This is a genomic window from Pigmentiphaga litoralis, from assembly GCF_048632615.1.
GTDB lineage: Bacteria > Pseudomonadota > Gammaproteobacteria > Burkholderiales > Burkholderiaceae_B > Pigmentiphaga > Pigmentiphaga litoralis_B.
The window spans coordinates 1,696,489-1,721,110 of sequence record NZ_CP184479.1 but is presented as its reverse complement, the minus strand read 5'-3'; the positions used below and the strand labels follow the sequence as shown (position 1 = coordinate 1,721,110).

The window sequence follows — 24,622 nt, the reverse complement described above, 5'->3', positions numbered from 1 at the left end:
GGTTTGGGCACCTCGTCATGAAGGCGTTCGTCGACCTCTACACCGCGCTCGACAGCACCACGTCGAGCAAGAACAAGCTCAAGGCGCTGACCGACTATTTCAGCGCCGTCCCGCCCGAGGATGGCGCGTGGGCCGTGTACTTCCTCGCGGGCGGGAAGCCCCGGCAGATCATCCCGGTCAAATTCCTGCGCGAATTCGCGCGTGAGGCGGCCGGCATCCCGGAATGGTTGTTTGACGAGAGCTACCACGCCGTCGGCGACCTGGCCGAGACCATTGCGCTACTGCTGCCCGAGTCCGTGCATGGCGAAGACCGTGGCCTGGCGCAGTGGATGGCCGAAGCCCTGCTGCCGCTGCGCGGCATGGCGCCGGATATGGCGCGGCCCTTGCTGCTCGACATGTGGTCGCGGCTCGACGCGCGTGGCCGGCTGGTCGGCACCAAGCTCATTACGGGCAGCTTTCGGGTGGGCGTGTCCAAACTGCTTGTCACCCGCGCCCTGGCCGAGGTGAGCGGGGTGGATGCCAAGCGCATTGCGCAGCGGCTGGTCGGCTACACCGATCTATCGGCGCGGCCAAACGCCGACATGTTCCGCGCCCTGATCGCCGAAGAAACCGGCGACGAATCGTTGCGGCAGCAAAGCGGCCATCCGTATCCCTTTTTTCTGGCGCACCCCTTGCAAGCCGACGTGGCGACCTTCCCGACCGTGCTGGGCCCGCCCGCAAATTGGCAGATCGAATGGAAGTGGGACGGCATTCGCGGCCAGCTTGTGAAGCGGGCAGGGCAGACGTGGATCTGGTCGCGGGGCGAAGACCTCGTGACCGACCGCTTTCCGGAACTGGTGTCCATTGGCGACTTCCTGCCCGATGGCACCGTGATCGATGGCGAAATCGTTGTCTGGCAGGACGGCAAGGTGCAGCCCTTCGCCATCCTGCAGCAACGCATCGGCCGCAAGACGCTCGGCCCCAAAATCCTGCGCGACGCGCCGGTTGCCCTGCTGGCCTACGACGTCTTGGAATGGAACGGTGTCGACTGGCGCTCCCAGCCGCAGCACGCGCGCCGCGCGCAACTCGATCGCATCGTCGAAGCGCATCCGCATCCGGCCTTGCACGCCAGCCCATTGCTCAATGGCGCGGAATGGTCCGACCTGGCCAAAATACGCGAACAATCGCGCGACCTGGGCGTGGAAGGCATGATGCTCAAGGCCCGCGACGCCCACTATGGCGTGGGCCGCACCAAGGACGTGGGCGTATGGTGGAAGTGGAAGATCGACCCGTTCACGATCGATGCGGTGCTGATCTACGGACAACGCGGCCACGGCCGCCGCGCCAGCCTGTATTCCGACTACACGTTTGCCGTGTGGGATGGCGACCCGGGCGACCCCGACCGCAAGCTCGTGCCGTTTGCCAAAGCGTACTCGGGACTGACCGACGAAGAAATCGGCAAGGTCGACAACATCATCCGCAAAACGACAATCGAAAGCTTTGGGCCCGTGCGCAGCGTCAAGCCGACCATGGTCTTCGAACTTGGCTTTGAAGGCATTGCGCGCAGCACGCGGCACAAGAGCGGGATCGCCGTACGCTTTCCACGCATGCTGCGCTGGCGTACCGACAAGCCGGTGGAAGAAGCGGACACGCTGACCACGCTATCCGCGCTGCTGCCGTCATGACGACAAAGACGGCGGCGGGCAAACCGGCCAAGGACGGTGCAACGGCCGCGACACGAAGGCCATCGAGTCGGAAGACCGCGGGGGCAGCGACGCTTGCCGCTGCGTCCGACATCTCGTCCGTCCCTGTGCAAGGCGGCGCCGCGCCGTCGGCAGCGCCTCGTCCCCGCGCGCGCCGCCGTGCCGTGCCCAAGCTGCTTGCGCCCTGGATGGCAGCACGTGGCTGGTCGCCCTTCCGTTTCCAGCAGGATGCGTGGGACGCGATCATAGGCGGCAAGTCCGGCCTGCTGCATGCCACGACCGGTGCCGGCAAGACCTATGCGATCTGGCTTGGGGCCTTGCTGGCATTTGGTGCAAGGGCGGTGCATCCGCCGATGCTCGATGCGACGGGTGAAGCCGTTGCGGATGCCGCAGCTGATCAGGGGAACGGTGCCGTGATCGATGCCGACGGGTCGTCCCCGGACGCATCCGCCCCCCGCAAGCCGCCGCGCGCCACGCATTTCGATGCCGTGGCCGGCATGGACGATGACGAGGTGGAGAACGAGGATGCTGCCGCCAGCGGCAATGGCGGCCGCCGTCACGTCGATCACGATCCTGCCGATGAGGACGGTGATGAGGCGCCTGAAGGCCATGGCCGTTGCGCCTCGCCGTCGCTATCGGGCGGTCTGCCCGAACCGCGGCGCGTGCCGCGCGACCGCCGGCGCGGCTCGCAAGCCACACGCCGCCGCGCGCTGGACGCCGCGCTCGGGCTGAGCGCCCCCAACCCGGCGTTCGAGCGCGGGACGCTGGAGTCGCAAGGCAGTGGGGGACGGCCGGCCACCGCACCAGGCTCGCCTACCGCATCAGGACCGGCTACTTCATCAAGCTCGGCTACTGCGCAAGGCACGCCCGCCGTATCCGGCCCTGGCAGCTATGCCGCCTGGGCGCAGGCCAAAGCGGAAAAGGCGGCGGCGGAAGCTGCCGCGCGCGCTGCCGCAGAGGCCGCAGGGAAAGCGCCCGGCAAGGCAGGCATCCCGGCAGGCAGCCAATCAGGAAGTTCGGCAGGCAGCCGAGCAGGCAGTCCGGCAGGCAGCCAATCAGGAAGTCCGGCGGGCGGCCGAGCAGGAAGTTCGGCCGGCAGCAAAGCAGGCACTCAGGCAGGCAGCCAAGCAGACGGTCACGCAGACAGCAGAGCCGCCGCGAAGAGCAAGAACCCCGCCGCCGACCCCAGGTCTGCGTCAGATAACGCTGCCCTCATTCCGACCCGCGAACCGCGCTCGATCGACGACCTCGAAACCCAGGCCGCCGTAAACCCCGGCGCCATCATGCGGGCCGCGTCCTCTGCCATGCGGCGGGCGATCGCGGCCAGCCGCGCTGCCCATGCGGCCGCGTCGGCGCCATCCACCTCAGTCGCCGCGCCGCCACCGCCCGCTCGTCTTCGCAGCCGCGCCTTTCCTCCGCCACCGCTCACGGTGGTCTGGCTGACGCCCATGCGCGCGCTGGCAGCCGACACCTACAAGGCGCTCAACACGCCCGTCGACGCCTTGGGCCTGGACTGGACCGTCGGGCAGCGCACCGGCGACACCGGCAGCAGCGACCGCGCCGCCCAGGCCCGCCGCCTGCCCACCGCGCTCATCACCACGCCGGAAAGCCTGTCGCTCATGCTCGCGCGCAACGACGCGGAAGCCACGCTTTCCACGATACGCATGGTCGTCGTCGACGAATGGCACGAACTGCTTGGCAACAAACGCGGCGTGCAAGTCCAGCTCGCGCTGGCCCGCCTGCGGCGGTGGAACCCGCAGTTGCAGGTCTGGGGCCTGTCCGCGACGCTGGGCAATCTCGACGAGGCGATGCAGACATTGCTGGGCGCAAACGGGAGCGGCAACGCCAATGCGGCCCGCAACGCCGTCAACGACGTTGACAGCTCCGGCAGCCGTGGCACTGGCAATAGCAGCACGGACACCCGCAGCACCAGCACCGCAGCCTCAACACACACCGCCATCATCCAACCCGATCCGCGCGGCGTACTGGTCCGCGGTCAGGAACCCAAGACCCTGCTCATCGACACCTTGCTCCCCGACGAGGTCGAACGCTTCGCCTGGGCCGGGCACCTCGGCCTGCGCATGCTGCCCAAGGTCATCGGGGAAATCGCCTCATCGTCCAACACCCTCGTCTTCACCAACACCCGCTCCCAAGCCGAGCTTTGGTATCAGGCCCTGCTCGACGCCAAGCCCGAATGGGCAGGCGAAATCGCCTTGCACCATGGGTCCCTCGACAAAGCAGTGCGCGACTGGGTGGAAGAGGGCCTCAAGACCGGCAGTCTGCGTGCGGTGGTATGCACTTCCAGCCTGGACCTGGGCGTCGACTTCCTGCCGGTGGACCGGGTACTGCAAATCGGATCCGCGAAGGGCGTGGCGCGCCTGCTGCAACGTGCCGGCCGTTCGGGGCATGCGCCGGGCCGGCCTTCGCGGGTCACGCTGGTCCCGACGCACAGCATTGAAGTGATCGAAGGCGCCGCCGCGCGCGAAGCCGTGCGCGAAGGGCATGTCGAAGCGCGCACCGCCCCTGATCAACCGCTCGACGTGCTGGTCCAGCACCTGGTCACCGTCGCCCTCGGCGGCGGCTTCACGCCCGACCGCCTGTACGACGAAGTGCGTACCGCGTGGTCCTATCGGTCCTTGTCGCGCGAATCCTGGCAGTGGTGCCTGGACTTCGTCCGACAGGGCGGCGAGTCCCTGGCCGCCTATCCCGACTACCGCCGCGTGGTGCCCGACGCCGAAGGCGTGTGGCGCGTGCCGGATGCCCGATTGGCGCGCCGGCACCGCATGAGCGTCGGCACCATCGTCAGCGACGCCAGCATGCAGGTGCGGTACTGGACCGGCAAGGGCGGCGGCGGACGGCTGGGCACCATCGAAGAAAGCTTCATTGCCCGGCTGAAACCCGGCGAAGGTTTCCTGTTCGCGGGCAAGGTGCTGGAACTGGTGCGTGTGCACGAAATGACCGCGTTCGTGAAGCGAGCGTCGGCCCGCAAGCCTGCCGTGCCGCGCTGGAATGGCGGCAAGATGCCCATGTCGTCGACATTGGCGGATGCGGTCGTCGACCAGCTTGAAGCCGCGTCCAAAGGCCATTACGACAGTCCCGAGTTGCGCCTGGCCAAGCCGCTGCTCGACATCCAGCAGCGATGGTCGGCACTGCCGACGGCGCACAGCCTGCTTGCGGAAACGCTCAAGTCGCGCGAAGGCTGGCACCTGTTCCTGTACCCGTTCGCGGGCCGCCATGTGCACCTGGGCATCGCCAGCCTGCTGGCCTGGCGCGCGGCGCAATTGCAGCCCGCGACCTTCTCCATGGCGGTGAACGATTACGGTCTGGAGCTGCTGTCGTCCACGCCGGTGGATTGGGTCAATGCCCTGCCGCGCATTCTGGAGACGCGCCTGCCCGCCGGTGTTGCCCCACCTGAACTGCCCGACGATCTGCTCAAGGAGATCCTGGACAGCATGAATGCGGGCGAACTTGCGCAGCGCCGCTTCCGGGAAATCGCGCGCGTGTCGGGGCTGATCTTCCAGGGCTTCCCGGGCGCGGCCAAAAGCATGCGGCAGGTGCAGGCGTCGTCAGGCCTGTTCTACGACGTGTTCCGCAAGTATGACCCGGGCAATCTGCTGCTGACCCAGGCCGAACGCGAGGTGCTCAGCCAGGAACTCGACATCGCGCGCCTGCAGCACACGCTGGAGCGGCTGCGGGAACGCGAACTGGATCTGCGGGTGCTGGAACGCCCGACGCCCTTCGGCTTTCCCTTGCTGGTGGAACGTTTCCGCGAAAAATTGTCGAATGAATCACTGGCCGACCGCGTAGCCCGCATGGTCCAGAATCTCGAACAAGTCGCCGACGCAACCGTCAAGCCGCGCCGCGCGGCCTCTTAGTATTGGAATTGCCCGCTTTGAATCTTCCTGTTCATGTCGAGATCGACTGCCATGGTGAACGACTATGGCTGCTGGCCGATCACGCCATCTGGTGGCCTGCGCAGCGCACTTTGCTGATCGCCGATGCCCATTTTGGCAAGGCCGCGACCTACCGCGTGCTGGGCCAACCCGTGCCGCACGGCACTACCCAACATAATGTCGAGCGTATCGATGCATTGCTGGACCGCTACCCGGCCGAACACATCGTTTTTCTGGGCGATTTCCTGCATGGTCCGCAGGTGCACCGGTCCACCGGCCCGACCTTCGACACGCTGCTCGCATGGCGGGCAAGGCGTCCGGACCTGCGGTGCACGCTGGTGCGCGGCAATCACGATGCGCGTGCCGGGGATCCGCCCAAGGCGCTGCAATTCCAGGTGGTAAACGAGCCTTTTCTGATGGGGGCGTTGGCGTTGTGTCATCACCCCCAGCGCCATCCGACCCACTATGTGCTGGCCGGGCACGAGCACCCCGTGTTCGTACTGCGCGGGCTCGGCCGGGACAGCCTGAGGCTGCCCGGTTTCGTGTTCGATGACGGCGCCGCGGTGCTGCCGGCGTTCGGTGACTTCACGGGCGGCTATGCCGTGCAGCATGCCCCCGGCCGACGCATCTACGTGGCCGGTGGAGGCGGAGTATGGCAGGTGCAGGGACTCGCGCAGGCGTGAATCGCGGACGTCCTCATTCCACCGCTTTCACCATGTCTTCAACGACCTTTTTCGCGTCGCCAAAAACCATCATGGTCTTGTCGAGATAGAACAACTCGTTGTCCAGGCCCGCATAGCCCGCGGCCATGGACCGCTTGTTCACGATCACCGTCCGCGCCTTGTAGGCCTCCAGGATGGGCATGCCGGCAATGGCCGACTTCGGGTCCGTCTTGGCTGCCGGATTGACCACATCGTTCGCGCCCAGGACCAGCACCACGTCCACCTGCCCGAACTCGCTGTTGATGTCATCCATCTCGAACACCTGCTCGTACGGCACTTCGGCCTCGGCCAGCAGCACGTTCATGTGCCCTGGCATGCGGCCCGCCACCGGGTGGATCGCATACTTGACGTCCACGCCCCGCGCCACCAGCTTGCTGGTCAGCTCTTTCAGCGCATGCTGCGCGCGGGCCACGGCCAGGCCATATCCCGGTACGATCACCACGGTTTCGGCATTGGTCAGCATGAAGGCCGCGTCGTCGGGGCTGCCCGACTTGACCGGACGCTGCACCTGCTCGCCCGCCGCCGCGCCACTGTTGGCATCGCCCCCGAAGCCGCCCAGGATCACGTTGAAGAACGACCGGTTCATGGCCTTGCACATGATGTAGGACAGGATGGCGCCGGACGATCCCACCAGCGACCCGGCAATGATCAGCATGGGGTTGTTGAGCGAGAACCCGATCCCGGCCGCGGCCCAGCCCGAATAGCTGTTCAGCATCGACACCACCACCGGCATGTCCGCCCCGCCGATCGGGATGATGATCAGCACGCCCAGCACAAAAGCGATGGCCAGCATCAGCACGAACGGGGTCCAGCTTTGGGTGAGCACGAACCACAGGCCGCACGCCAGCATTACGATCCCCAGCAGCAGGTTGAGCAGGTGCTGCCCGGCGAACTGCACCGGCGCGCCACGGAACACCCGCAGCGTGTACTTGCCCGACAGCTTGCCAAAAGCGATGACCGACCCCGAGAACGTAATGGCGCCCACGAAGCTGCCGATGAACAGTTCGATGCGGTTGCCGAAGGGAATCGGCGTGCCGGCCGCGGCAATACCGAAAGCATGCGGTTCGGCCACCGCGGCGATCGCAATGAAGACGGCCGCCAGACCGATCATGCTGTGCATGAAGGCCACCAGTTCCGGCATCTTGGTCATCTCGACCCGCCTGGCCATCATCGTGCCGGCGGTTCCGCCGACCAACAGGCCGACCAGCACCCACGCCAGCCCGATCGCGGGCGCCTGGCTGAGCCGCGCGATCAGTGCGCCGGTCGTCAGCACCGCGATGGTCATCCCGATCATCCCGAAGGCGTTGCCGCGCCGCGAGGTCGTCGGATGCGACAGCCCCTTGAGCGCCTGGATGAAGCACACCGACGCAAGCAGATAGAGCAGGGTGACCACATTGAGCGAGAGCATCAGTGTGTCTCCTTCACGGTGGAAGCAGTGGCCTCGGCATCGGCCTTGCCGGCCTCCCCACCCTCAGCCAGCGCGCCCGCCGCGCGCGGCGCCTTGTCCTTCTTACGGAACATTTCCAGCATGCGGCGCGTGACCAGAAAGCCGCCAAAGACATTGACCGCCGCCAGCGCCACGGCCAGCACGCCCATGGTCTTGCCCAGCGTGGTGTCGGTCAGCGCCGCCGCCAGCATGGCGCCCACGATGATGATGGCCGAAATGGCATTGGTCACCGCCATCAACGGCGTATGCAGGGCAGGTGTGACGTTCCAGACCACGTGATACCCGACGTAGATCGCCAGCACGAAAATGATCAGGTTGATGACGGTGTGATCGATCAGGTCCATCAGGCGCTCCTCGTCACGCGGTTGGCGTCGGCCACCATGCAGGCCGCCACGATCTCGTCTTCACGCTGGATGGCCAGCGCGCCTTCCTTGTCCAGGATCAGCTTCAGGAAGTCCAGCACGTTGCGGGCATACAGGGCCGACGCATCCGCGCCCACCATTGCAGGCAGGTTGGTATGACCGATCAGGGTCACCCCATGCGCGACCACCACCTGGTCGGGCCGGGACAACGGGCAGTTGCCGCCCCGTTCCACTGCCAGGTCGACGATGACCGACCCCGGCTTCATGGCCTTGACCGTGTCTTCGGATACCAGTACGGGGGCGGGGCGGCCGGGGATCAATGCCGTGGTGATGACGATGTCGGCCTGCTTGCACCGTTCGGCCACCAGGCCCGCCTGGCGCGCCATCCACGCCGCCGGCATGGGCCGCGCGTAGCCGCCCACGCCCTGCGCGATCTCGCGTTCCTCGTCCGTCTCGAAAGGCACGTCGATGAATCTGGCGCCCAGCGATTCGATCTGTTCCTTGGCCGCCGGCCGCACATCGGACGCTTCGACCACCGCGCCCAGTCGTTTGGCCGTCGCAATGGCCTGCAAGCCCGCCACGCCCGCGCCCAGCACCACCACCCGCGCCGCCTTGACCGTGCCTGCGGCCGTCATCAGCATTGGCAGGAACCGGCCGTACGCATTGGCGGCCAGCAGCACCGCCTTGTAGCCGGCGATATTGGCCTGTGACGACAGCACGTCCAGGCTCTGCGCCCGGGTGATCCGCGGCGCCGCTTCCAGTGCAAACGCGGTGACCCCCGCTGCGGCCAAGGCAGACAGCCCTTCGGCGTCGAACGGGTTCAGCATGCCGATCACTACCTGGCCTGGGCGCAACCACGCGCGTTCATCGGAAGCGGGCGCCTGCACCTTCAGCACCACGTCGGCCTGGGCGTACAGGTCTGCCGCGGTCGGGACGAGCTGGGCACCGGCGGTTGCGTAAGCGTCGTCGAGATAGTTCGAGGCCTGGCCGGCGCCTGCCTGGATCATGACCTGCGCGCCGGAGGCACGCAGCTTCTTGACCGTTTCGGGCGTGGCGGCGACGCGCGTCTCTCCAGACCGGATTTCGGTCGGGATACCGATCTTCATGAGCGGACTCCTCCAGTGGACGACGCGTCGCGGGTGACACGCCGGTCAGGCTTGGCTAGCGTTCGTAGCGCGGATTCTTGTTGTTGTGCAGGGCATCCTAGCACGCAGAACACGTTTGCTTACATGCGTTCTTTCCCGCGGAAGGACAGGAATGTCCTGGTATGACGGCTGCCCCTGCAGTTGACTGGTTGTATGATGACCGGGTAAGGTACGGCCTCTTGACGTGCCCCGAGCCGCGCTCGCACGTGCCTCTTCTGCATCACGCCCCATGACCGTTTCCGCCCTGCGCAGCAACAACCTCGTCGAGCAATTGAGCCAGGCGCTTACCGCCCAGATCGTCTCGGGCGAACGCGTGGCGGGCAGCCGTTTGCCGACGGAAGAAAAGCTGGCCACCGATTATGGCGTCAGCCGCACCGTGGTCCGCGAAGCCATCTCGCGCCTGAAGTCCGATGGTCTGGTCCTTACCCGGCAGGGACTGGGCGCGTTCGTGGCAAGCTCGTTGCGCAATACGCCATTCCGTATCGACGGCGACCGCAAAGACAGCCACACGCTGGTGCAGGAAGTATTTGAGCTGCGTATTGGTGTCGAGACGGAAGCGGCGGCGCTGGCCGCGGAGCGCGGCACGGCGCCGCAGATCAAGGCCATCCGCACGGCGTTGAACACGCTCAATCGCGCCAGCGAGATCGGGTCGAACGGCGTTGAAGAAGATCTGCGTTTCCATCGCGCGATCGCGCGGGCGGCAAACAACGCGCTGTATGACGGCTTTGTTGAATTCCTGGAGCGTCACACACGCGAGCAGTTGTCGATCAGCCGGGTGAACTGTGAGATCGCCGGCTGGCTACGGGACATCCAGCTGGAACATCAGGCGATATTCGATGCGATCGCCGCGCATGACGTCGGGGCGGCACGCAGCGCAGCGCATGCCCACCTCAGGAACGGCATGACCCGCCTTCAAAGAATCCGTATGAATCCCGTGTAGCAGGCCCCCTTGGGCGCTTGGCGCCTCGTATTTCGTTAAGCGCTTCGCGCCCTCTTTTTGTACTAGAAGCCATTCAACTTTGATCCGCGCCGCGTGATCACTTTTTTCGGATGAATCCATGTCGACGTCTACCCGCCTGGAAGGTGTTCTTGCACCGGTTGTCACGCCCTTCAAACCTGATTACGCGCCGGATGCCTCGCGCTTCGTGAAGCACTGCCAGTGGCTGCTGGACAGCGGCTGCGCGGGGTTGGCGGTGTTTGGCACGAACAGTGAAGCCAACTCGCTGTCGGTCAACGAAAAAACGGCCTTGCTGGACGCCCTGGTCGGCTCGGGCGTGCCTGCGCAGACGCTGATGCCGGGTACGGGTGCATCGAGCCTGACCGATGCCATCACCATGACCGCGCATGCGGCAAAGCTGGGTTGCGGTGGCGTGCTGATGCTGCCGCCGTTCTTCTACAAGGGCGTGTCCGACGAAGGTCTGTTCCGTTACTACAGCACCGTGATCGAGACGGTGGCAAGCGACGCGCTGCAGGTCTACCTGTATCACATCCCCCGGTCTCGCAGGTCGGCATTTCGCTCAAGCTGGTCGAACGTCTGCTGAAGGCCTACCCAAAGAACATCGCCGGTCTGAAGGATTCGTCGGGCGACTGGAGCAACACCAAGGCGCTGCTGGACGAGTTTTCCAAGTCGGGCTTTGACGTGTTTGCCGGCAGCGAAGTGTTCCTGCTCGAAAACATGCGCCATGGCGGCAAGGGTTGCATCACGGCCACCGGGAACGTCAATCCGGGTGCGATTGCCAACGTGTATCGCAACTGGCAGACCGCCGAAGCCGACGCGCTTCAGCAAGGCATTACGTCGACGCGTGAATTGGTCCAGAAGTATTCGATGATCCCGGCGCTGAAGGCCATCATTGCCGACTTTTCGGGTGACTCGGCATGGCGCACCGTGCGTCCGCCGCTGGTCGAACTGCCTGGCGATCAGGAAGCCGACATGCTGGCCAAACTGAAGGCCACGGGCTTCACGATGCCGGGTCTGCGCGGCTAAGCGCGCAAGCGCCCACGCGCGCAACCGCCCCCCAGGCGGTTCAGCGGCCAGGCGCCTGGGCGGCCAGGCGCCAAGCGTTCAAGCGCTCCTATCGCGCGACCCCGTGGCGATGCGCCCGGGATGTCGCGCGGTGGCGGTGCGGGCGACCTGCGTGCGTGGTTGCAGGTTGCCGGCGGAACGGCTTATGTATCCTGTCGTGGCGGCAGCCCATGACCCATTCCGGGGTGCAGTAAAATCGTCGGATGAACCTGAACGACACCCACGTCTGGACGCCCCGCGCCACCGTTGCTGCCGTGATCGAGCGGGACGGCAAGTTCCTGATGGTCGAAGAAGACACCGCGGACGGTGTCCGGCTGAACCAGCCTGCCGGTCATCTCGAACCTGGCGAGTCCCTGGCTGCGGCGGCCATTCGCGAAACCCTTGAAGAAACTGCGCACGTGCTGCAGCCGATCGGCCTGCTCGGCACGTATTTATGGCGCACCGGGGGTGATACGGCGCGCACCGGCACCACCTATCTGCGGTTCGCTTTTGTCGGCACGGTAGGCGAGCCCGATCGCAGCCGGGAACTGGACGTTGGCATTCGGCGGGCCCTCTGGATGACCGCCGATGCGTTGCGCGCCTGCCCAGCCCTGCACCGCAGTCCCTGGTCATGCAGTGCGTGGACCACTACCTGGCCGGTCGCGCCAGTGGCCGAGGCTGGATCCCGCTGACCGCGTTGCACACGGATTCGTCGGTGTCGGATTCGCTTTCGTCCGAGTCCGGTTCGGCTCTGGCGGCTTCACTGTCGCCTGTGTCCGAGTCCGGTTCGGCTCTGGCGGCTTCACAGTCGCCTGCGTCCGCGTCTAGTTCCGACGCGGCGGCTTCGGATTCATCCGCGCCAGACTCACGTACTCCAGATTCACATACTCCCGATTCATCCCCATCCGGCACGTCGCTTCCCTGAACGTCGTTTCCGACACGGGGCATGGCCGGTCATTTCACTCGCAGCATTGGCAATTCATCATGGCAAACAAGGGTCGTATCGTCGTAGGCATGTCCGGGGGAGTCGATTCCTCGGTCAGCGCGTGGCTGCTCAAGCAGCAGGGCTACGAGGTGGTGGGCCTGTTCATGAAGAATTGGGAAGACGACGATGATTCGGAATACTGCTCGACCCGCCAGGATTGGCTCGATGCCGTGAGCGTGGCCGACATGATCGGCGTCGACATCGAAGCCGTGAACTTTGCAGCGGAATACAAGGATCGCGTGTTTGCCGAATTCCTGACGGAATATTCGGCCGGCCGCACGCCGAATCCGGACGTGCTGTGCAACGCCGAGATCAAGTTCAAGGCTTTCCTGGATCACGCCATGGCGCTGGGCGCCGAGCAGATCGCCACGGGCCACTATGCCCGCGTGCGGCAGGTGACGGGCGGCCCCGACGCGGGCCGCTACCAGTTGCTGAAGGCGCTGGACGCCAGCAAGGATCAGAGCTATTTCCTGCACCGGTTGAACCAGCAGCAGTTGTCACGCACCGTGTTTCCGCTCGGCGAAATCCCGAAGACCGAAGTGCGCCGCATTGCCCATGAACTGGGCCTGTCGAATGCCGCCAAGAAGGATTCGACCGGCATCTGCTTCATTGGCGAGCGGCCGTTCCGCGACTTCCTGAATCGCTACCTGCCCACCCAGCCGGGCCCGATCAAGACGCCCGAAGGCGATCTGATCGGGGAACATGTCGGCCTGTCGTTCTATACCCTCGGGCAGCGCAAGGGCCTGGGCATTGGCGGCGTGAAAGGCAAGCAGCATGACGACGGCACCAGCGACGCCTGGTACGTGGCGCGCAAGGACATTCCGAGCAACACGCTGTACGTGGTGCAGGGGCATGACCATCCCTGGTTGTTGAGCCAGTCCCTGCAGGCGCAGAACGCGTCCTGGGTGGCAGGCGATGCGCCGGTGCTGGCAAGTGAATACGGGTCCAAGACCCGGTACCGCCAGAGCGATTCACCCGCCGTGCTCAACGCCGCCAGCGGAGCCGAATTCGCCCTGGACTTCGCAACCGCGCAGTGGGCCGTCACCCCAGGCCAGTCCGCCGTGCTGTACGACGGCGACGTCTGCCTGGGCGGCGGCATCATCGCCTCGTAAATCCCGATGCAAGGCGCCCAGCGCTGCTCCGATCCAGGACACCGCGGATCCGGCTTTGCCGGTCCGCTGGTGTCGCCCCCGGGGTGGCGCGCAGCGCCTAGGGGGCATTCCACTATGCGCTCATCTTCTCCAGGACCGCTTCGCTCACCGTCTGCTTTGCCATGCCGGTAGACGTCCCGCTGCCTGCATCAGGCTTGACCGGCTCGAACGAATTCGCCTGCGCCATCGGCCAGAACGTCCGGTAGACCGCGTAGTCGACGTTGCCGTCCAGCAGTTCACCCGGCTTCAGGAACGGGAACAGGCCCGCCAGCAGCTTGACCTCATTGCCCGACAGCCGCCGCACGATGTGCTCCGGCCCGAGCTTGTTCGGGTGGGGCAGTCCGGCCGCCGACACCAGTTCCGACACCGCACGCAGCGTATTGCGATGGAAGTTGTAGACCCGCTCGCCCTTGTCGGGCACGACGATCGCGCGCTGGCGCACCGGATCCTGCGTCGTGACACCGGTGGGGCACGTGCCGGTGTGGCAGGTCTGCGCCTGGATGCAGCCCACGGCGAACATGAAGCCGCGGCCGCTGTTGCACCAGTCGGCGCCCATGGCCATGGTGCGCGCGATGTCGAACGCCGTGATGATCTTGCCCGCGGCGCCAAGCTTGATGCGGTCGCGCAGGTGCGTGCCGACCAGCGTGTTGTGCACGAGCAGGAGCGCATCCTGCATCGGCACGCCAACATGATCCGTGAATTCGACGGGCGCCGCGCCGGTGCCACCCTCGGCGCCGTCCACCACGATAAAGTCCGGCGTAATGTTGGTTTCGAGCATGGCTTTGACGATCGCGAACCACTCCCACGGGTGGCCGATACAGAGCTTGAACCCGACCGGCTTGCCCCCCGACAGATGACGCAGACGCTGCACGAACTGCATCAGGCCTAGAGGCGTGCTGAACGCGCTGTGCGCCGCGGGCGAGTTGCAGTCGACCCCAACCAGAACGCCGCGCGCCTCGGCAATTTCGGCCGTGACCTTGCTGCCGGGCAGGATGCCGCCATGACCCGGCTTTGCGCCCTGGGACAGCTTGATCTCGATCATGCGGACATTGGGCTGGGTCGCATTGCGGACGAAGGCTTCTTCGCTGAAGTTGCCGTCGGCGTCGCGGCAGCCGAAATAACCCGACCCGATGTTCCAGATCAGGTCGCCGCCCGGACGCCGGTGATAGCTGCTGATGCCGCCTTCGCCGGTGTCATGCGCGAAGTTCCCTTTTTGGCGCCGGTATTGAGCGCCAGCACGGCATTGGCCGACAGCGAGCCAAAGCTCATTGCCGAGATGTTAAAGATCGAGGCGCTGTAGGGCTGCGTACAGTCCGGGCCGCCGACCGTCACGCGAAAGTCGAAGTTGTCGATATGCACCGGGGCCATCGAGTGGTTGATCCACTCGTAGCGCGTGCCGTAGACGTCTTCCTGTGTGCCGAATGGCCGCTTGTCGACGTCCTGTTTCGCCCGCTGGTACACGATCGACCGCTGATTGCGCGAGAAGGGCTGTGCGTTGGTGTCATCTTCCAGAAAGTACTGCCGCACTTCGGGGCGCACCAGTTCGAACAGGAAGCGCAGGTTGCCGATGATGGGGTAGTTGCGCAGGATGGCGTGCTGGCGCTGGCGCAGGTCGTGGATGCCGACGGCGACGAGCAGGGCGCAGATCAGCGCGGCGATGGCCCAGCCCGGCCGTTCAAGCGCGATGGCGCCAAAAACGATCGTGCCAATGACAGACAGCCACAGCGTGGCGTAACGGGGAGCAAACCAGGCCATGCGTACTTCCTTGGGTCAGCCAGATAGCCGACTAGGATAGCAGCGCACGGTCACGGCAAGATGAACGCCCGGATGAATCGGGCCAGGTCGGGAACTACGTAGGAACGAGTAAGCGAGACCCCGCCGTCGCAACGCCCGCGACAGTGTGCCGCGGCTTACGGCCGCTCAGGTCACGCCGCAGGCGGACGGGTATCCATGAACGACGGACGCTGGCTGAGCTTGTCCAGCAGCCGCGCCAGATTCAGGTGGCGGCTGCGCCAGTCCAGATCGGGGAACCGGAAGTCCAGATACCCCAAGGCGCATCCGGTCGCCACGTCGGCCAGCGTGTAGTTGTTGCCCACGCAGAACGGCTTTTCGGCCAGGCCATTGGCCATCGCGTCCAGGGATGCGCGAATCTTGCCGTGCTGGCGGGCGATCCAGGCGTCGCTGCGCAAGGACGGATCGCGCTGCGTGTGTTCGGCGCGGATAAGGATCGCGGCGTCCAGCAGGCCGTCGGCCAGCGCTTCCCAGCATTTGACTTCGGCGCGCTCGCGGCCCGATTGCGGGAGCAGGCGGCAGACCGGGCTCATGGTGTCGAGGTATTCGGCGATCACGCGCGAGTCGAACACGGCGCCGGCGTCTTCCATCACCAGACAGGGCACTTTGCCGAGCGGATTGGAATCCTGAATGCGCGTATCAGGCGCCCACACATCTTCCAGCTCGAATTGGTAGTCGAGTTTTTCTCGGCCATCACGATCCGCACTTTGCGAACGAAGGGGCTGGCCAGGGAACCGATCAGTTTCATAGTGCAGCAGATCAGAAAAAAGATGATAAAAGGGACGACTCAATTCGTGTCCGAACGGCACAGCCGAACGGGCGCCGAGTATACCACCCGGGATGCATCCCCTGATGCGCCGGTGCTACAATTTCTTTTTACTATCAAGCGCTTATGAAAACTTCCGACCAGCTCAGCCCACTCAATGCATTGTCGCCGCTGGACGGTCGCTATGCCAGCCGGGGCGCCGTGTTGCGTCCGCTTTTGTCCGAAGCCGGCTTCATGCTGCACCGGGTCCAGGTCGAAGTCACCTGGCTGGAAGCGCTGTCCGACGCGGGCCTGCCCGAACTGCCCGCTTTTTCGGCCGACGCCCGCGCGCGCCTGAAGGCGCTGGTCGCGGACTTTACCGAAGCCGATGCACAGCGCATCAAGGACATCGAACGCGTCACCAACCATGACGTGAAAGCCGTCGAATACTGGCTGAAGGAAAAGGTCGCCGATCACGCCGAATTGTCGGGCGCGGCCGAATTCATCCATTTCGCCTGCACGTCCGAAGACATCAACAACACCTCGCACGCGCTGATGCTGAACGCCGCGCGCAAGGAAGGCCTGCTGCCCGCGCTGCAGGGCCTGCACGACAAACTGGTGGCGCTGGCCAACGACCACGCCGACCAGCCGCTGCTGTCGCGCACCCACGGCCAGCCGGCCAGCCCGACCACCATGGGCAAGGAATTCGCGAACATGGCCGCCCGCCTGGGCCGCGCCATCGCCGAAATCGCGCGTGTCGAACCCCTGGCCAAGATGAATGGCGCCGTGGGCAACTACAACGCGCATCTGTCGGCCTATCCGGAAATCGACTGGGAAGGCTTCAGCGCCAAGGTGCTCACCTCGCTGGGCCTGACGCAGAACCGTCACACCATCCAGATCGAACCCCACGACTGGATGTCGCAGCTGTTCGACGCCGTATCGCGCGCCAACGTGATCCTGCTGGACGTGAACCGCGATATCTGGGGCTATATCTCGCTGGGCTACTTCAAGCAGCGTCTGAAAGAAGGCGAAATCGGGTCGTCGACCATGCCGCACAAGGTCAATCCGATCGACTTCGAAAATTCCGAAGGCAACCTCGGCTTGGCCAACGCCACGCTGCGCCACATGGCCGACAAGCTGCCCGTGTCGCGCTGGCAGCGCGACCTGACCGACTCCACGGTGCTGCGCAACCTGGGCGTGGGGTTTGGCTACGCACTGGTGGCGTACGACGCCTGCCTGCGCGGCTTGAACAAGCTGGAAATCAATGGCGCCGCGATCGACGCCGATATCGATTCCTGCTGGGAAGTGCTGGCCGAACCGGTCCAGACGGTCATGCGCCGTTATGGCCTGCCACAGCCGTATGAACAACTCAAGGCGCTCACGCGCGGCAAGGGCATTACCGAAGAAGCGTTGCGCGAATTCGTCAGTGGGCTGGAATTGCCGGAAGAACCCAAGGCACGCTTGATGGCCATGACGCCTCGCAGCTACATTGGCCTTGCGGCTGAGCTGGCGCGCAAGCTGTAACGGGGTTTCGGCAGGTGGCTAGCGGCCGTCTTTCCCGGTAGGCTTGAGCCAGGCTGTGGGTCATCACTCCGCAGCCTGCCGATGTCCTGATCGAGTTTGCTGCCGTCCGTTCACGCCATCCCCCTTGCGTTCCCGCTAGCTTTCTCTGGAGTTTCCCGCATGAAGAAATTGACTCGTGTGCTGCTGGTGGCCTGTACGGTCGCCGCGCCGATGCTGTATTCCGCAACGGCTGCCGCCCAATTCGCCAAGCCCGAAGATGCCATCCACTACCGCCAGTCGGCACTGACGGTCATGGCCACGCACTTTGGCCGCATTGGCGCCATCGTCAAGGGTGAACGTCCGTTCGACGCCGCCACGGTGCAGGCGGACGCCGCCTTGGTCGCGTCCATGTCCAAACTGCCCTGGGCGGCGTTTGGTCCAGGCACGCAGGGCGGCAAGGCCCGTCCGGAAGTCTGGACCGACAACGCCAAGTTCGTGCAAGCTTCCCAGCGGCTGGAAGGCGACGTCGCCAAGCTGCAGACCGCTGCGCAATCAGGCGACATCGCCCAGATTCGCACGGCCTTCGGCGCAGTGGGCGCCAGCTGCAAGAACTGCCACGACAGCTTCCGCGCACGCTGATTTTCGGCTGACTTCCGGCTGGCTGGACACGGGCGCCGCATTGCGGCAAAACCCGCGTGGCAGCTGGTCAGTCGCACGGTTGCGGGCAATTTGGTGCCCTGTAATCGATCGCAATATCTTTCAGGCGCTTTTCGGCGCCTGTTGCAAAAAAGCCGGATGATTTCTGGCTTTTTTGCGTCCCGGCGGTCGAATGGGATATCCCTTGAAGGAGGAGCCATCATGGTCTCCGTCTCCCGAATCGCCGTCTGCGTCGCCACTGCGTTATCGACGCTCGCCGTGCCGCTGCGAGGCATGGCGCAGGAAACCGTCTTCCCGACGTTACCTGATTCCAATATCAGTTCCGCGTCTAGCGCCAACTACGCGCAGCCCGGCCAACTGGAACAATTGGTCGCGCCTATCGCGTTGTATCCCGACTCACTGCTCTCGCAAGTGCTCATGGCGTCCACCTATCCGCTGGAAGTCGTGGAGGCGGCACGCTGGCGGCAGGCTCATCCCGGGCTGACGGGCGCGGCGCTGGAAGATGCCCTGCGGCAGGAAGACTGGGATCCCAGCGTCAAGTCGCTGGTTGCCTTTCCCACGGTGCTGGACATGATGAACGAGCACCTGCGCTGGACGTCCGACCTGGGTGACGCCTTCCTGTCGCAGCAGACCGCCGTGATGGACAAGGTGCAGGAGATGCGCTATCGGGCGCAGACCGCCGGTAACCTGCAGTCGACACCCCAGCAGAACGTGATCGTGGCCGAGACCGCGCCACGCACGATCATCCGTATCGAACCGGCCCAGCCCGACGTGATCTACGTGCCGACCTACAACCCGCAGGTGGTGTACGGCGGGTGGGCCTACCCGGCCTACACGCCGTTCTACTGGTCGCCGCCCGGGTATGTCGCGGCGGGGGCGATTCTTGGCTTTGCGTCGGGCATTTTTGTTGGCCACGCCCTGTGGGGCGGGTATGACTGGCGCCGGCACAGTGTGAACGTGGTCAACGTCACCAACTACAATCGCTACAGCCGCACGTCGTGGGGTGGCGGGCCATGGCGGCACGATCCGGGGCATCGCGGGCCGGTCGGGTACGGCCCCGGCAATGGGTTTCGGGATGGCGGCTATCGGGATGGCGGCTATCGGGATGGTGGCTTCCGCGACGGCGGGCCGGGCAACCGCTTTGGGTCGCGCGAGCAGTTCCGGCCGCGCGCCGACGCCGGGCGTGCAGACCTGGGGCGTGTGGATCGTGGCGCGTATGGCGGAGATCGCGGTGGGGACCGATTCGGTGATCGCGGCGGCCGTGGGCCGGGCGGGCCCGGCGGCGGAGGCGGTCAGCACCTTGGCGGCGGTGGCGTCCCAGGTGGCGCTCAAGGCTTCTACAGCGGCGGTGCCGGCCGAGGGCCTGGCGGGCAGGGCGGCGCGCCAGGGGGAGCCCCCGGGGGCGGACCGGGCAGCAATGGCAACGGGTTTCCGCGCTCCGACTTCGGCGGCAGCCGTGGCGGCTTCCCGCAGACCGGGTCCATGAACCCGCAAACCGGGCCGCTCAACCCGCAAACGGCGCCAGGGAATCCGCAGACCGCACCAGGCGGCTTTCAAACCGCTCCGGGCAATCCCCGTACCGGTCCGGGCAATCCGCAGACCACCGGGGGCTCGCGCATGTCGTCCTTTGGCGAAGCCGCCAGCCGGCCCGATGGCGGTTTCCCGCGGACCGGGCAGGGCGGCGACGGCCGGTCGCTTCGCGCCGGGTCTCCCCAGTTCATCGGTGGTGCCAGCCGCGGTGATGGCAGTGCACCTCAGATCAGCGGCGGACCCCGTTTCAATGGGGGCGGCGCCGCGCCCCAGATCGGCGGCGGCTCACGTTATGGCGACGGTGCCGCTCCGCAGATCAACGGCGGCCAGCGTTTCAACAGTGGCGCGTCCGAACGCAGCATCAGCGCGGGCGGCGGCTTTGCGCGAGGCCCGGCGCCGCAGGTGGGCGGTGGCAGTGCGCCGCAGATGAGCGGCGGCTTTCAACGCAACGGCGGTGGGGGCGCCCCGTCCATGAACGGTGGCGGCTTCCAGCGTGGAGGCGGGGGCGGCGCGCCGGGCATGGGCGGTGGCGGTGGCGGTGGACGCGGAGGTGGGGGAGGCGGCTTCGGTGGCCATGGTGGCGGCGGCGGCCATGGCGGCGGTCACGGCGGTGGACGTTCGTGAGTGAACGGACGGCAGCAAACTGCTTGCCATCGCGCGACCCGTAAAACAACCCTTGCTTAATACCCCGACGACACCCGCAGCGTCGTAATCCAGTACACGACGCCCGCTGCCACCACCGCGATCACCAGTGCCGTCCCGCGCACCTTCCACGTGTCCCGCGTGGGTTCGGCAGCGGAATGGAATTCATCCGCTGGCGCATCGCCCGTAATCATGGCGGCCGCCAGCTTCTGTTTCTTGGCAATCCGGTAGTAAATGATCGCCAGCACGTGCAGCGCCACCAAAATCAGGATCGGCCACTCGTCCAGCTTGTGCAGACCGGTCAGGGTACTTGCCAGATCATTGCTCACCCGGCCCGACAGCGGCCCTGAACTCAGAATGTCATCGGTGGCAAACAAGCCCGTCACCGCCTGATAGCCCAGCAGCGCCAGCATCGCCACGACCGACAGGGCGCCCAGCGGGTTGTGCCCGGTGTTTCGCACCCGTGTGCCCTTCAGGTACGCCAGGACCGCCCCCGGTCCACGCACGAAGTGCCGGAAGCGCACCGGCTCCGGCCCCACGAACCCCCACACGATGCGAAACAGGATCAGGCCCAGCGTCGTGTACCCGAACAGCATGTGGTAATCCAGCCAGAGCCCGCCCACCTTGATGGTGACGTAGGCGCCGACGATACAGACCACGAGCAGCCAGTGGAACAGTCGGGTGGGAAGATCCCAGACGCGGATTTTTCTAGGAGTGGCCATGGCGGGGGTGCAAGGGATGAATGACGCCGCCATTTTGCCACTGCCTACCGCTTGCGCATCAATCTTCTTGTGGTGACACAGCACTCAGGTCGACATGGCCCAGGCCTCGTCAAGGCACGCCAGGAAAAGGTTGGCCAGTCGCGTCGCCGGAAACTGCGTGGCGCGCACCACATAGCTGCGAAACTCCACCGCCGGATCGAACGGAATGGCGCGCAGGCCAGGCAGTTTCAGGCTTCGCGTGACGATCGGATTCACGATGCCGACGCCCAGCCCCATGTTCACCATGGTGCAGATCGTCGCCGCGAACGGCGTTTCCACCGTCAGCAGCCGGCGATCGGATGCAAACGCCGCGTCAGTAGCAATGCGGGTGGCGCTGCCGTAAGGCAGTGAAATGAACCGTTCACCGTCGAGATCGCTGGCGCGGATGCGCCGCCGCCGTGCCAGCCGGTGCGACGCCGGAACGACGCAGACGCCGTTTTCCTGGCGCAGCAGTTCGATTTCCACGCCCGGAATGTCGGACGTGTAGGACACCAGTCCGATATCGCAGAAATGCGTGGCGGTCCATTTGGCGACCGTGGCCGACGATCCGGTGTGGACGACAATCGCAACATCCGGATGGGCGGCGCTGAACGCGCGAATTGCCAGCGGGACCACGCTCATTGCGATGGACCCGGCCGCGCCGATGCGCAGCGTACCGGTGCCCAGCCGGCGGATCGACCGGGCGGAATCGCGCAGATTGTCCAGCCCGATAAAGGCCCGCTCCACGTCCTGAAACAAGGCTTCCGCTTCTTCCGTCGGCGACAGCCGGCCCGCCACGCGCTCGAACAGCGCAAAGCCGACTTCCTTTTCCAGCTGGCCAATGACACGGCTCACGTTGGGCTGCGAAGTGTGCAGCTGCGCCGCTGCCGCCGTCATCGAACGGGTCAGCATGACCGACCGGAAGGTCTCGATCTGTTTGAAGTTCATGGTGCGAGGCAAGCGGTAGACGACTCCAAAGGGTATATCAAATCTGCATGGCCTCCTGCAAACTCGGAATTTGACGGTACGTGCCCCGATTTCCATACTGCTTTCACACCTGAAGCGGAGAACATCTTGGAATCGAAAGTCAGTCGTCGCCTGAAAGAAGCCATTGCCCCGGAAGTCCTGGAGTACATGTTCCTTCCGCGGTTGAACCGCGAATTCACGAACAACTTCGGCCACCTGACCGACATCAACCAGGCCCACCTGCTGATGCTGCACTCGGTCGGCCTCATGCCCACCACGACCTCGGCCGCGTTGGCGTCGGCACTGATTCAGATGGAAGAGCAGGGCATGGACGCGGTGCCGCTCGACGCGCGCCGGGAAGAGGCCTACTTCAACTACGAAGCCCGTCTCATGGACATCGCCGGACGCGATGCGGGTGGCCGGCTGCACATGGCGCGCAGCCGCAATGACATCGGCGCCACGGTCGACCGCATGCGGACGCGCGCGCTGGCGCTGGATGTGCTTGATGCCATGGGCGCAGCCGCCCATGCGGCCATCGAAGGGGCAGACCGATACGCCGATGTCGTCATGCCCGGCTACACCCACATGCAGGCCGCGCAGCCCATCACCTACGGCTTCTATCTGTCGGCAGTGGCGGATGCGTTGGGCCGCGACATGGCGCGTCTGCGCCAGGGTCTTGCCGCCCTGGACGCCTGCCCGCTGGGCGCCGGCGCGCTGGCCGGCACCGCGTTTCCGATCCGGCGCGAAGCCGTCGCCCAGTGGCTGGGCTTCTCGGGCGTCGTCGACAATGCGCTCGATGCCGTGGCGTCACGCGACTTCGCGTGGGAAATCATGTCGGCGTTGACCATCAATGCCGTCACCTGGAGCCGCGTCGCGCAAGACTTCTACATCTGGTCCACACCGGAGTTCGGTCTGCTCGAATTCCCGGATCGCGTGGCCAGCACGTCCAGCATCATGCCGCAAAAGAAAAACCCGGCGGTGCTGGAACACCTCAAGGGCAAGGCAAGCCACTTGATCGGTTTGCTGACGGCGTCGCTTGCCACGGTCAAGGGCTGCAACTTCACGCATACCGGGGACGGCAGCCGGGAAAGCATGCGCAGCTTCTATGAAGCCGCCGACGAAAGCCGCCGCTGCCTTGCGCTGTTTAGGCTGGTGCTCGAAAGCGTCGTGCCGAAACCCGACGCCATGGCGCGTCATGCCCGCCGAAACTTTTCCACTGCAACCGATCTGGCGGATGCACTGGTGCGCGAGGCGGACCTGTCCTTCCGCGACGCGCACCACATCGTTGGCGCCGTGGTGCGCGACGCACTGGACCAGCAGGTGCCCGCCGACGAGATCACGTCGGCCATGATCGACCGGGCCGCGATGGACCAACTCGGCCGCGCGGTGCACTTGAGCGACGACACCGTGCGCAACTGCCTCGATCCGGAACGCAACGTAGCGGCAAGAACCGCGACAGGCGGGCCCGCACCGGCGGTCGTGCGCGGCCGCATCGGCGCGCAACGGCAACAGCATCAAGCGGTGCTGTCCGAGGTCGCCACCTGGCGGCAGCGGCTTGCGGCCGCCCGCGACACGCTCAAGCGGGACATCCGCGCCTTAGCTGCCCGGCAGGCCTGAGCCCGCCCGCATGCTCCCTGCCGCCTGCGCGGCCCCCTCACGCTTCATTACCGAGTCGCCCATGAAACCCATTGCTGTCTTTCTCGTTTCCACGCTGTGCGCCGTGTCCCTGCAGCCCGCTTACGCGGCGTCCTATCCCGACAAGCCGATACGCCTGGTGGTGCCGTTTCCGCCGGGCGGAAGCGTCAACCTGATGGGACGCATCCTGGCCGACCGTCTATCCACCAGCCTGGGTCAGCAAGTGGTCGTGGAAAATCGTGCCGGCGCGGCTGGCATCATGGGGGCCGATGTGGTCGCCAAGGCCGCGCCCGATGGCTATACCCTGTTGCTTGCCACCATGGGCGCGCAATCCATTCAGCCCGCGGTATCCAAGAATCTGCCATTCGATCCCAAGACGGACTTTTCGCCGATCGCCCTGTTCGCCAGTGTGCCGAACGTGCTTGTCGTGTCGCCGCAGACCCCCGCCGCCACTGCCACTGAGCTGATCAGTTACGCAAAACGTCATCCGAATCAGCTGAACATGGGTTCGGCCGGGGCAGGCTCCGCCAATCACCTGGTCGGCGAATTGTTCATGCTCCGGACAGGGGCGGAGTTCACCCACGTCCCCTACAAGGGTGCCGGACCCGCCATGGTCGATCTGCTGGGCAATCGGGTGCAACTGACCTTCGTCAATCTGCCCAACGTGCTGGCGCATGTACGGGCCGGCAAACTGCGCGCCCTGGCGCTTGCCAGCGCGTCGCGTTCCCCCGCGCTACCCGATGTGCCGACCATGCAGGAAGCCGGCATTCCGGACGCGGCGGTGGATTCGTGGTTTGGCGTCATGGGTCCCAAGGGGATGCCTGCCGATGTCGTGACGAAGCTGGCTGATGCCGTGACAGCCCTGGCGAAAGACCCCGCCACGGCCCAGTTGCTGGCGGAGCAGGGCGCGCAGCCGATGACGGCAACACCCTCCCAATTTGCGACCCTGATCCGCAACGAGGCGGAAAAGTGGGACGACGTCGTGAAGAAGGGCAAGGTCACCCTGCAATAGGGGAAGGCCGGG

At 65.5% G+C, this 24,622-nt stretch carries 16 protein-coding genes and 3 pseudogenes; 12 read left to right on the top strand and 7 right to left on the bottom strand.

Features of this window, described 5'->3' with window-relative positions; translation table 11 throughout:
• The first annotated feature begins 17 nt into the window (after positions 1-17).
• The 3 genes from ACNANG_RS07575 (at position 18) to pdeM (ending at position 6,258) form a co-directional block, all read left to right on the top strand.
• A complete protein-coding gene (locus tag ACNANG_RS07575) occupies positions 18-1,664 on the top strand; it encodes an ATP-dependent DNA ligase (RefSeq protein WP_420226678.1) in 1,647 nt (548 codons plus the stop codon).
• Positions 1,665-1,870: 206 nt separating this feature from the next.
• Positions 1,871-5,557, top strand: coding sequence for a DEAD/DEAH box helicase (locus tag ACNANG_RS07570; protein ID WP_420227480.1), 3,687 nt, complete (start codon positions 1,871-1,873; stop codon positions 5,555-5,557).
• Positions 5,558-5,574: 17 nt separating this feature from the next.
• On the top strand, positions 5,575-6,258 hold the full coding sequence (pdeM, locus tag ACNANG_RS07565; protein ID WP_420226677.1) for a ligase-associated DNA damage response endonuclease PdeM: 684 nt from the start codon (positions 5,575-5,577) through the stop codon (positions 6,256-6,258).
• Positions 6,259-6,271: 13 nt separating this feature from the next.
• Here the strand turns inward: pdeM and ACNANG_RS07560 are convergent, their stop codons facing one another.
• The 3 genes from ACNANG_RS07560 to ACNANG_RS07550 are packed head-to-tail and all read right to left on the bottom strand — an operon-like array spanning position 6,272 to position 9,212.
• Complete coding sequence (locus ACNANG_RS07560; protein WP_420226676.1) at positions 6,272-7,705, bottom strand: NAD(P)(+) transhydrogenase (Re/Si-specific) subunit beta; 1,434 nt, start codon at positions 7,703-7,705, stop codon at positions 6,272-6,274.
• Positions 7,705-8,088 (bottom strand): NAD(P) transhydrogenase subunit alpha, encoded by a 384-nt coding sequence (locus ACNANG_RS07555; protein ID WP_420226675.1) that lies wholly within the window; start codon positions 8,086-8,088, stop codon positions 7,705-7,707. Before ACNANG_RS07555 ends, ACNANG_RS07560 begins: the two co-directional genes overlap by 1 nt.
• Complete coding sequence (locus ACNANG_RS07550) at positions 8,088-9,212, bottom strand: Re/Si-specific NAD(P)(+) transhydrogenase subunit alpha (protein ID WP_420226674.1); 1,125 nt, start codon at positions 9,210-9,212, stop codon at positions 8,088-8,090. The genes ACNANG_RS07555 and ACNANG_RS07550 overlap by 1 nt, the downstream gene beginning before the upstream one ends.
• Positions 9,213-9,480: 268 nt before the next feature.
• Between ACNANG_RS07550 and ACNANG_RS07545 the strand changes: the two genes are divergently transcribed.
• From ACNANG_RS07545 to mnmA, 4 genes and pseudogenes are all read left to right on the top strand, one after another.
• Positions 9,481-10,191, top strand: coding sequence for a FadR/GntR family transcriptional regulator (locus ACNANG_RS07545; RefSeq protein WP_420226673.1), 711 nt, complete (start codon positions 9,481-9,483; stop codon positions 10,189-10,191).
• Positions 10,192-10,309: 118 nt separating this feature from the next.
• Positions 10,310-11,235, top strand: a pseudogene (locus tag ACNANG_RS07540) (dihydrodipicolinate synthase family protein).
• A gap of 242 nt (positions 11,236-11,477) precedes the next feature.
• Positions 11,478-11,945 carry an NUDIX domain-containing protein gene (locus ACNANG_RS07535; protein ID WP_420226672.1) on the top strand — a complete coding sequence of 156 codons (468 nt, stop codon included), beginning with the start codon at positions 11,478-11,480 and terminating at the stop codon, positions 11,943-11,945.
• A 292-nt stretch (positions 11,946-12,237) separates the two neighbouring features.
• The gene (mnmA, locus tag ACNANG_RS07530; protein ID WP_420226671.1) at positions 12,238-13,350 is read left to right on the top strand and encodes a tRNA 2-thiouridine(34) synthase MnmA; all 1,113 of its coding nucleotides are present in this window, start codon (positions 12,238-12,240) and stop codon (positions 13,348-13,350) included.
• A gap of 112 nt (positions 13,351-13,462) precedes the next feature.
• Here the strand turns inward: mnmA and ACNANG_RS07525 are convergent.
• Positions 13,463-15,144, bottom strand: a pseudogene (locus ACNANG_RS07525) (FMN-binding glutamate synthase family protein).
• Positions 15,145-15,314: 170 nt separating this feature from the next.
• Positions 15,315-15,928, bottom strand: a pseudogene (locus ACNANG_RS07520) (glutathione S-transferase C-terminal domain-containing protein).
• A 144-nt stretch (positions 15,929-16,072) separates the two neighbouring features.
• Here ACNANG_RS07520 and purB point away from each other — a divergent pair.
• From purB to ACNANG_RS07505, 3 genes are all read left to right on the top strand, one after another.
• Entirely contained in the window at positions 16,073-17,449 is a 1,377-nt protein-coding gene (gene purB, locus ACNANG_RS07515; RefSeq protein ID WP_420226670.1) for an adenylosuccinate lyase, read from the top strand.
• 159 nt (positions 17,450-17,608) lie between these two features.
• Entirely contained in the window at positions 17,609-18,067 is a 459-nt protein-coding gene (locus ACNANG_RS07510; RefSeq protein WP_420226669.1) for a c-type cytochrome, read from the top strand.
• Positions 18,068-18,286: 219 nt separating this feature from the next.
• Positions 18,287-20,239, top strand: coding sequence for a DUF3300 domain-containing protein (locus ACNANG_RS07505; RefSeq protein WP_420226668.1), 1,953 nt, complete (start codon positions 18,287-18,289; stop codon positions 20,237-20,239).
• A gap of 56 nt (positions 20,240-20,295) precedes the next feature.
• Here the strand turns inward: ACNANG_RS07505 and ACNANG_RS07500 are convergent, their stop codons facing one another.
• Together ACNANG_RS07500 and ACNANG_RS07495 are read right to left on the bottom strand one after the other, a co-directional pair.
• Entirely contained in the window at positions 20,296-20,979 is a 684-nt protein-coding gene (locus tag ACNANG_RS07500) for a cytochrome b/b6 domain-containing protein (RefSeq protein WP_420226667.1), read from the bottom strand.
• An 84-nt stretch (positions 20,980-21,063) separates the two neighbouring features.
• The gene (locus ACNANG_RS07495) at positions 21,064-21,945 is read right to left on the bottom strand and encodes a LysR family transcriptional regulator (RefSeq protein ID WP_420226666.1); all 882 of its coding nucleotides are present in this window, start codon (positions 21,943-21,945) and stop codon (positions 21,064-21,066) included.
• A 126-nt stretch (positions 21,946-22,071) separates the two neighbouring features.
• Here ACNANG_RS07495 and argH point away from each other — a divergent pair, with 126 nt between their 5' ends.
• Both argH and ACNANG_RS07485 read left to right on the top strand, forming a co-directional pair.
• A complete protein-coding gene (gene argH / locus ACNANG_RS07490; protein ID WP_420226665.1) occupies positions 22,072-23,580 on the top strand; it encodes an argininosuccinate lyase in 1,509 nt (502 codons plus the stop codon).
• 61 nt (positions 23,581-23,641) lie between these two features.
• Positions 23,642-24,610, top strand: coding sequence for a Bug family tripartite tricarboxylate transporter substrate binding protein (locus tag ACNANG_RS07485; RefSeq protein WP_420226664.1), 969 nt, complete (start codon positions 23,642-23,644; stop codon positions 24,608-24,610).
• The last annotated feature ends 12 nt before the right edge of the window (positions 24,611-24,622 follow it).

Coding starts and splice junctions, on each gene's coding strand:
- purB (WP_420226670.1), top strand. CDS start 16,073: ATGAAAACTTCCGACCAGCTCAGCCCACTCAATGCATTGTCGCCGCTG.
- ACNANG_RS07545 (WP_420226673.1), top strand. CDS start 9,481: ATGACCGTTTCCGCCCTGCGCAGCAACAACCTCGTCGAGCAATTGAGC.
- mnmA (WP_420226671.1), top strand. CDS start 12,238: ATGGCAAACAAGGGTCGTATCGTCGTAGGCATGTCCGGGGGAGTCGAT.
- ACNANG_RS07550 (WP_420226674.1), bottom strand. CDS start 9,212: ATGAAGATCGGTATCCCGACCGAAATCCGGTCTGGAGAGACGCGCGTC.
- ACNANG_RS07510 (WP_420226669.1), top strand. CDS start 17,609: ATGAAGAAATTGACTCGTGTGCTGCTGGTGGCCTGTACGGTCGCCGCG.
- ACNANG_RS07555 (WP_420226675.1), bottom strand. CDS start 8,088: ATGGACCTGATCGATCACACCGTCATCAACCTGATCATTTTCGTGCTG.
- ACNANG_RS07575 (WP_420226678.1), top strand. CDS start 18: ATGAAGGCGTTCGTCGACCTCTACACCGCGCTCGACAGCACCACGTCG.
- ACNANG_RS07505 (WP_420226668.1), top strand. CDS start 18,287: ATGGTCTCCGTCTCCCGAATCGCCGTCTGCGTCGCCACTGCGTTATCG.
- ACNANG_RS07535 (WP_420226672.1), top strand. CDS start 11,478: ATGAACCTGAACGACACCCACGTCTGGACGCCCCGCGCCACCGTTGCT.
- ACNANG_RS07495 (WP_420226666.1), bottom strand. CDS start 21,945: ATGAACTTCAAACAGATCGAGACCTTCCGGTCGGTCATGCTGACCCGT.
- ACNANG_RS07560 (WP_420226676.1), bottom strand. CDS start 7,705: ATGCTCTCGCTCAATGTGGTCACCCTGCTCTATCTGCTTGCGTCGGTG.
- ACNANG_RS07570 (WP_420227480.1), top strand. CDS start 1,871: ATGGCAGCACGTGGCTGGTCGCCCTTCCGTTTCCAGCAGGATGCGTGG.
- ACNANG_RS07485 (WP_420226664.1), top strand. CDS start 23,642: ATGAAACCCATTGCTGTCTTTCTCGTTTCCACGCTGTGCGCCGTGTCC.
- ACNANG_RS07500 (WP_420226667.1), bottom strand. CDS start 20,979: ATGGCCACTCCTAGAAAAATCCGCGTCTGGGATCTTCCCACCCGACTG.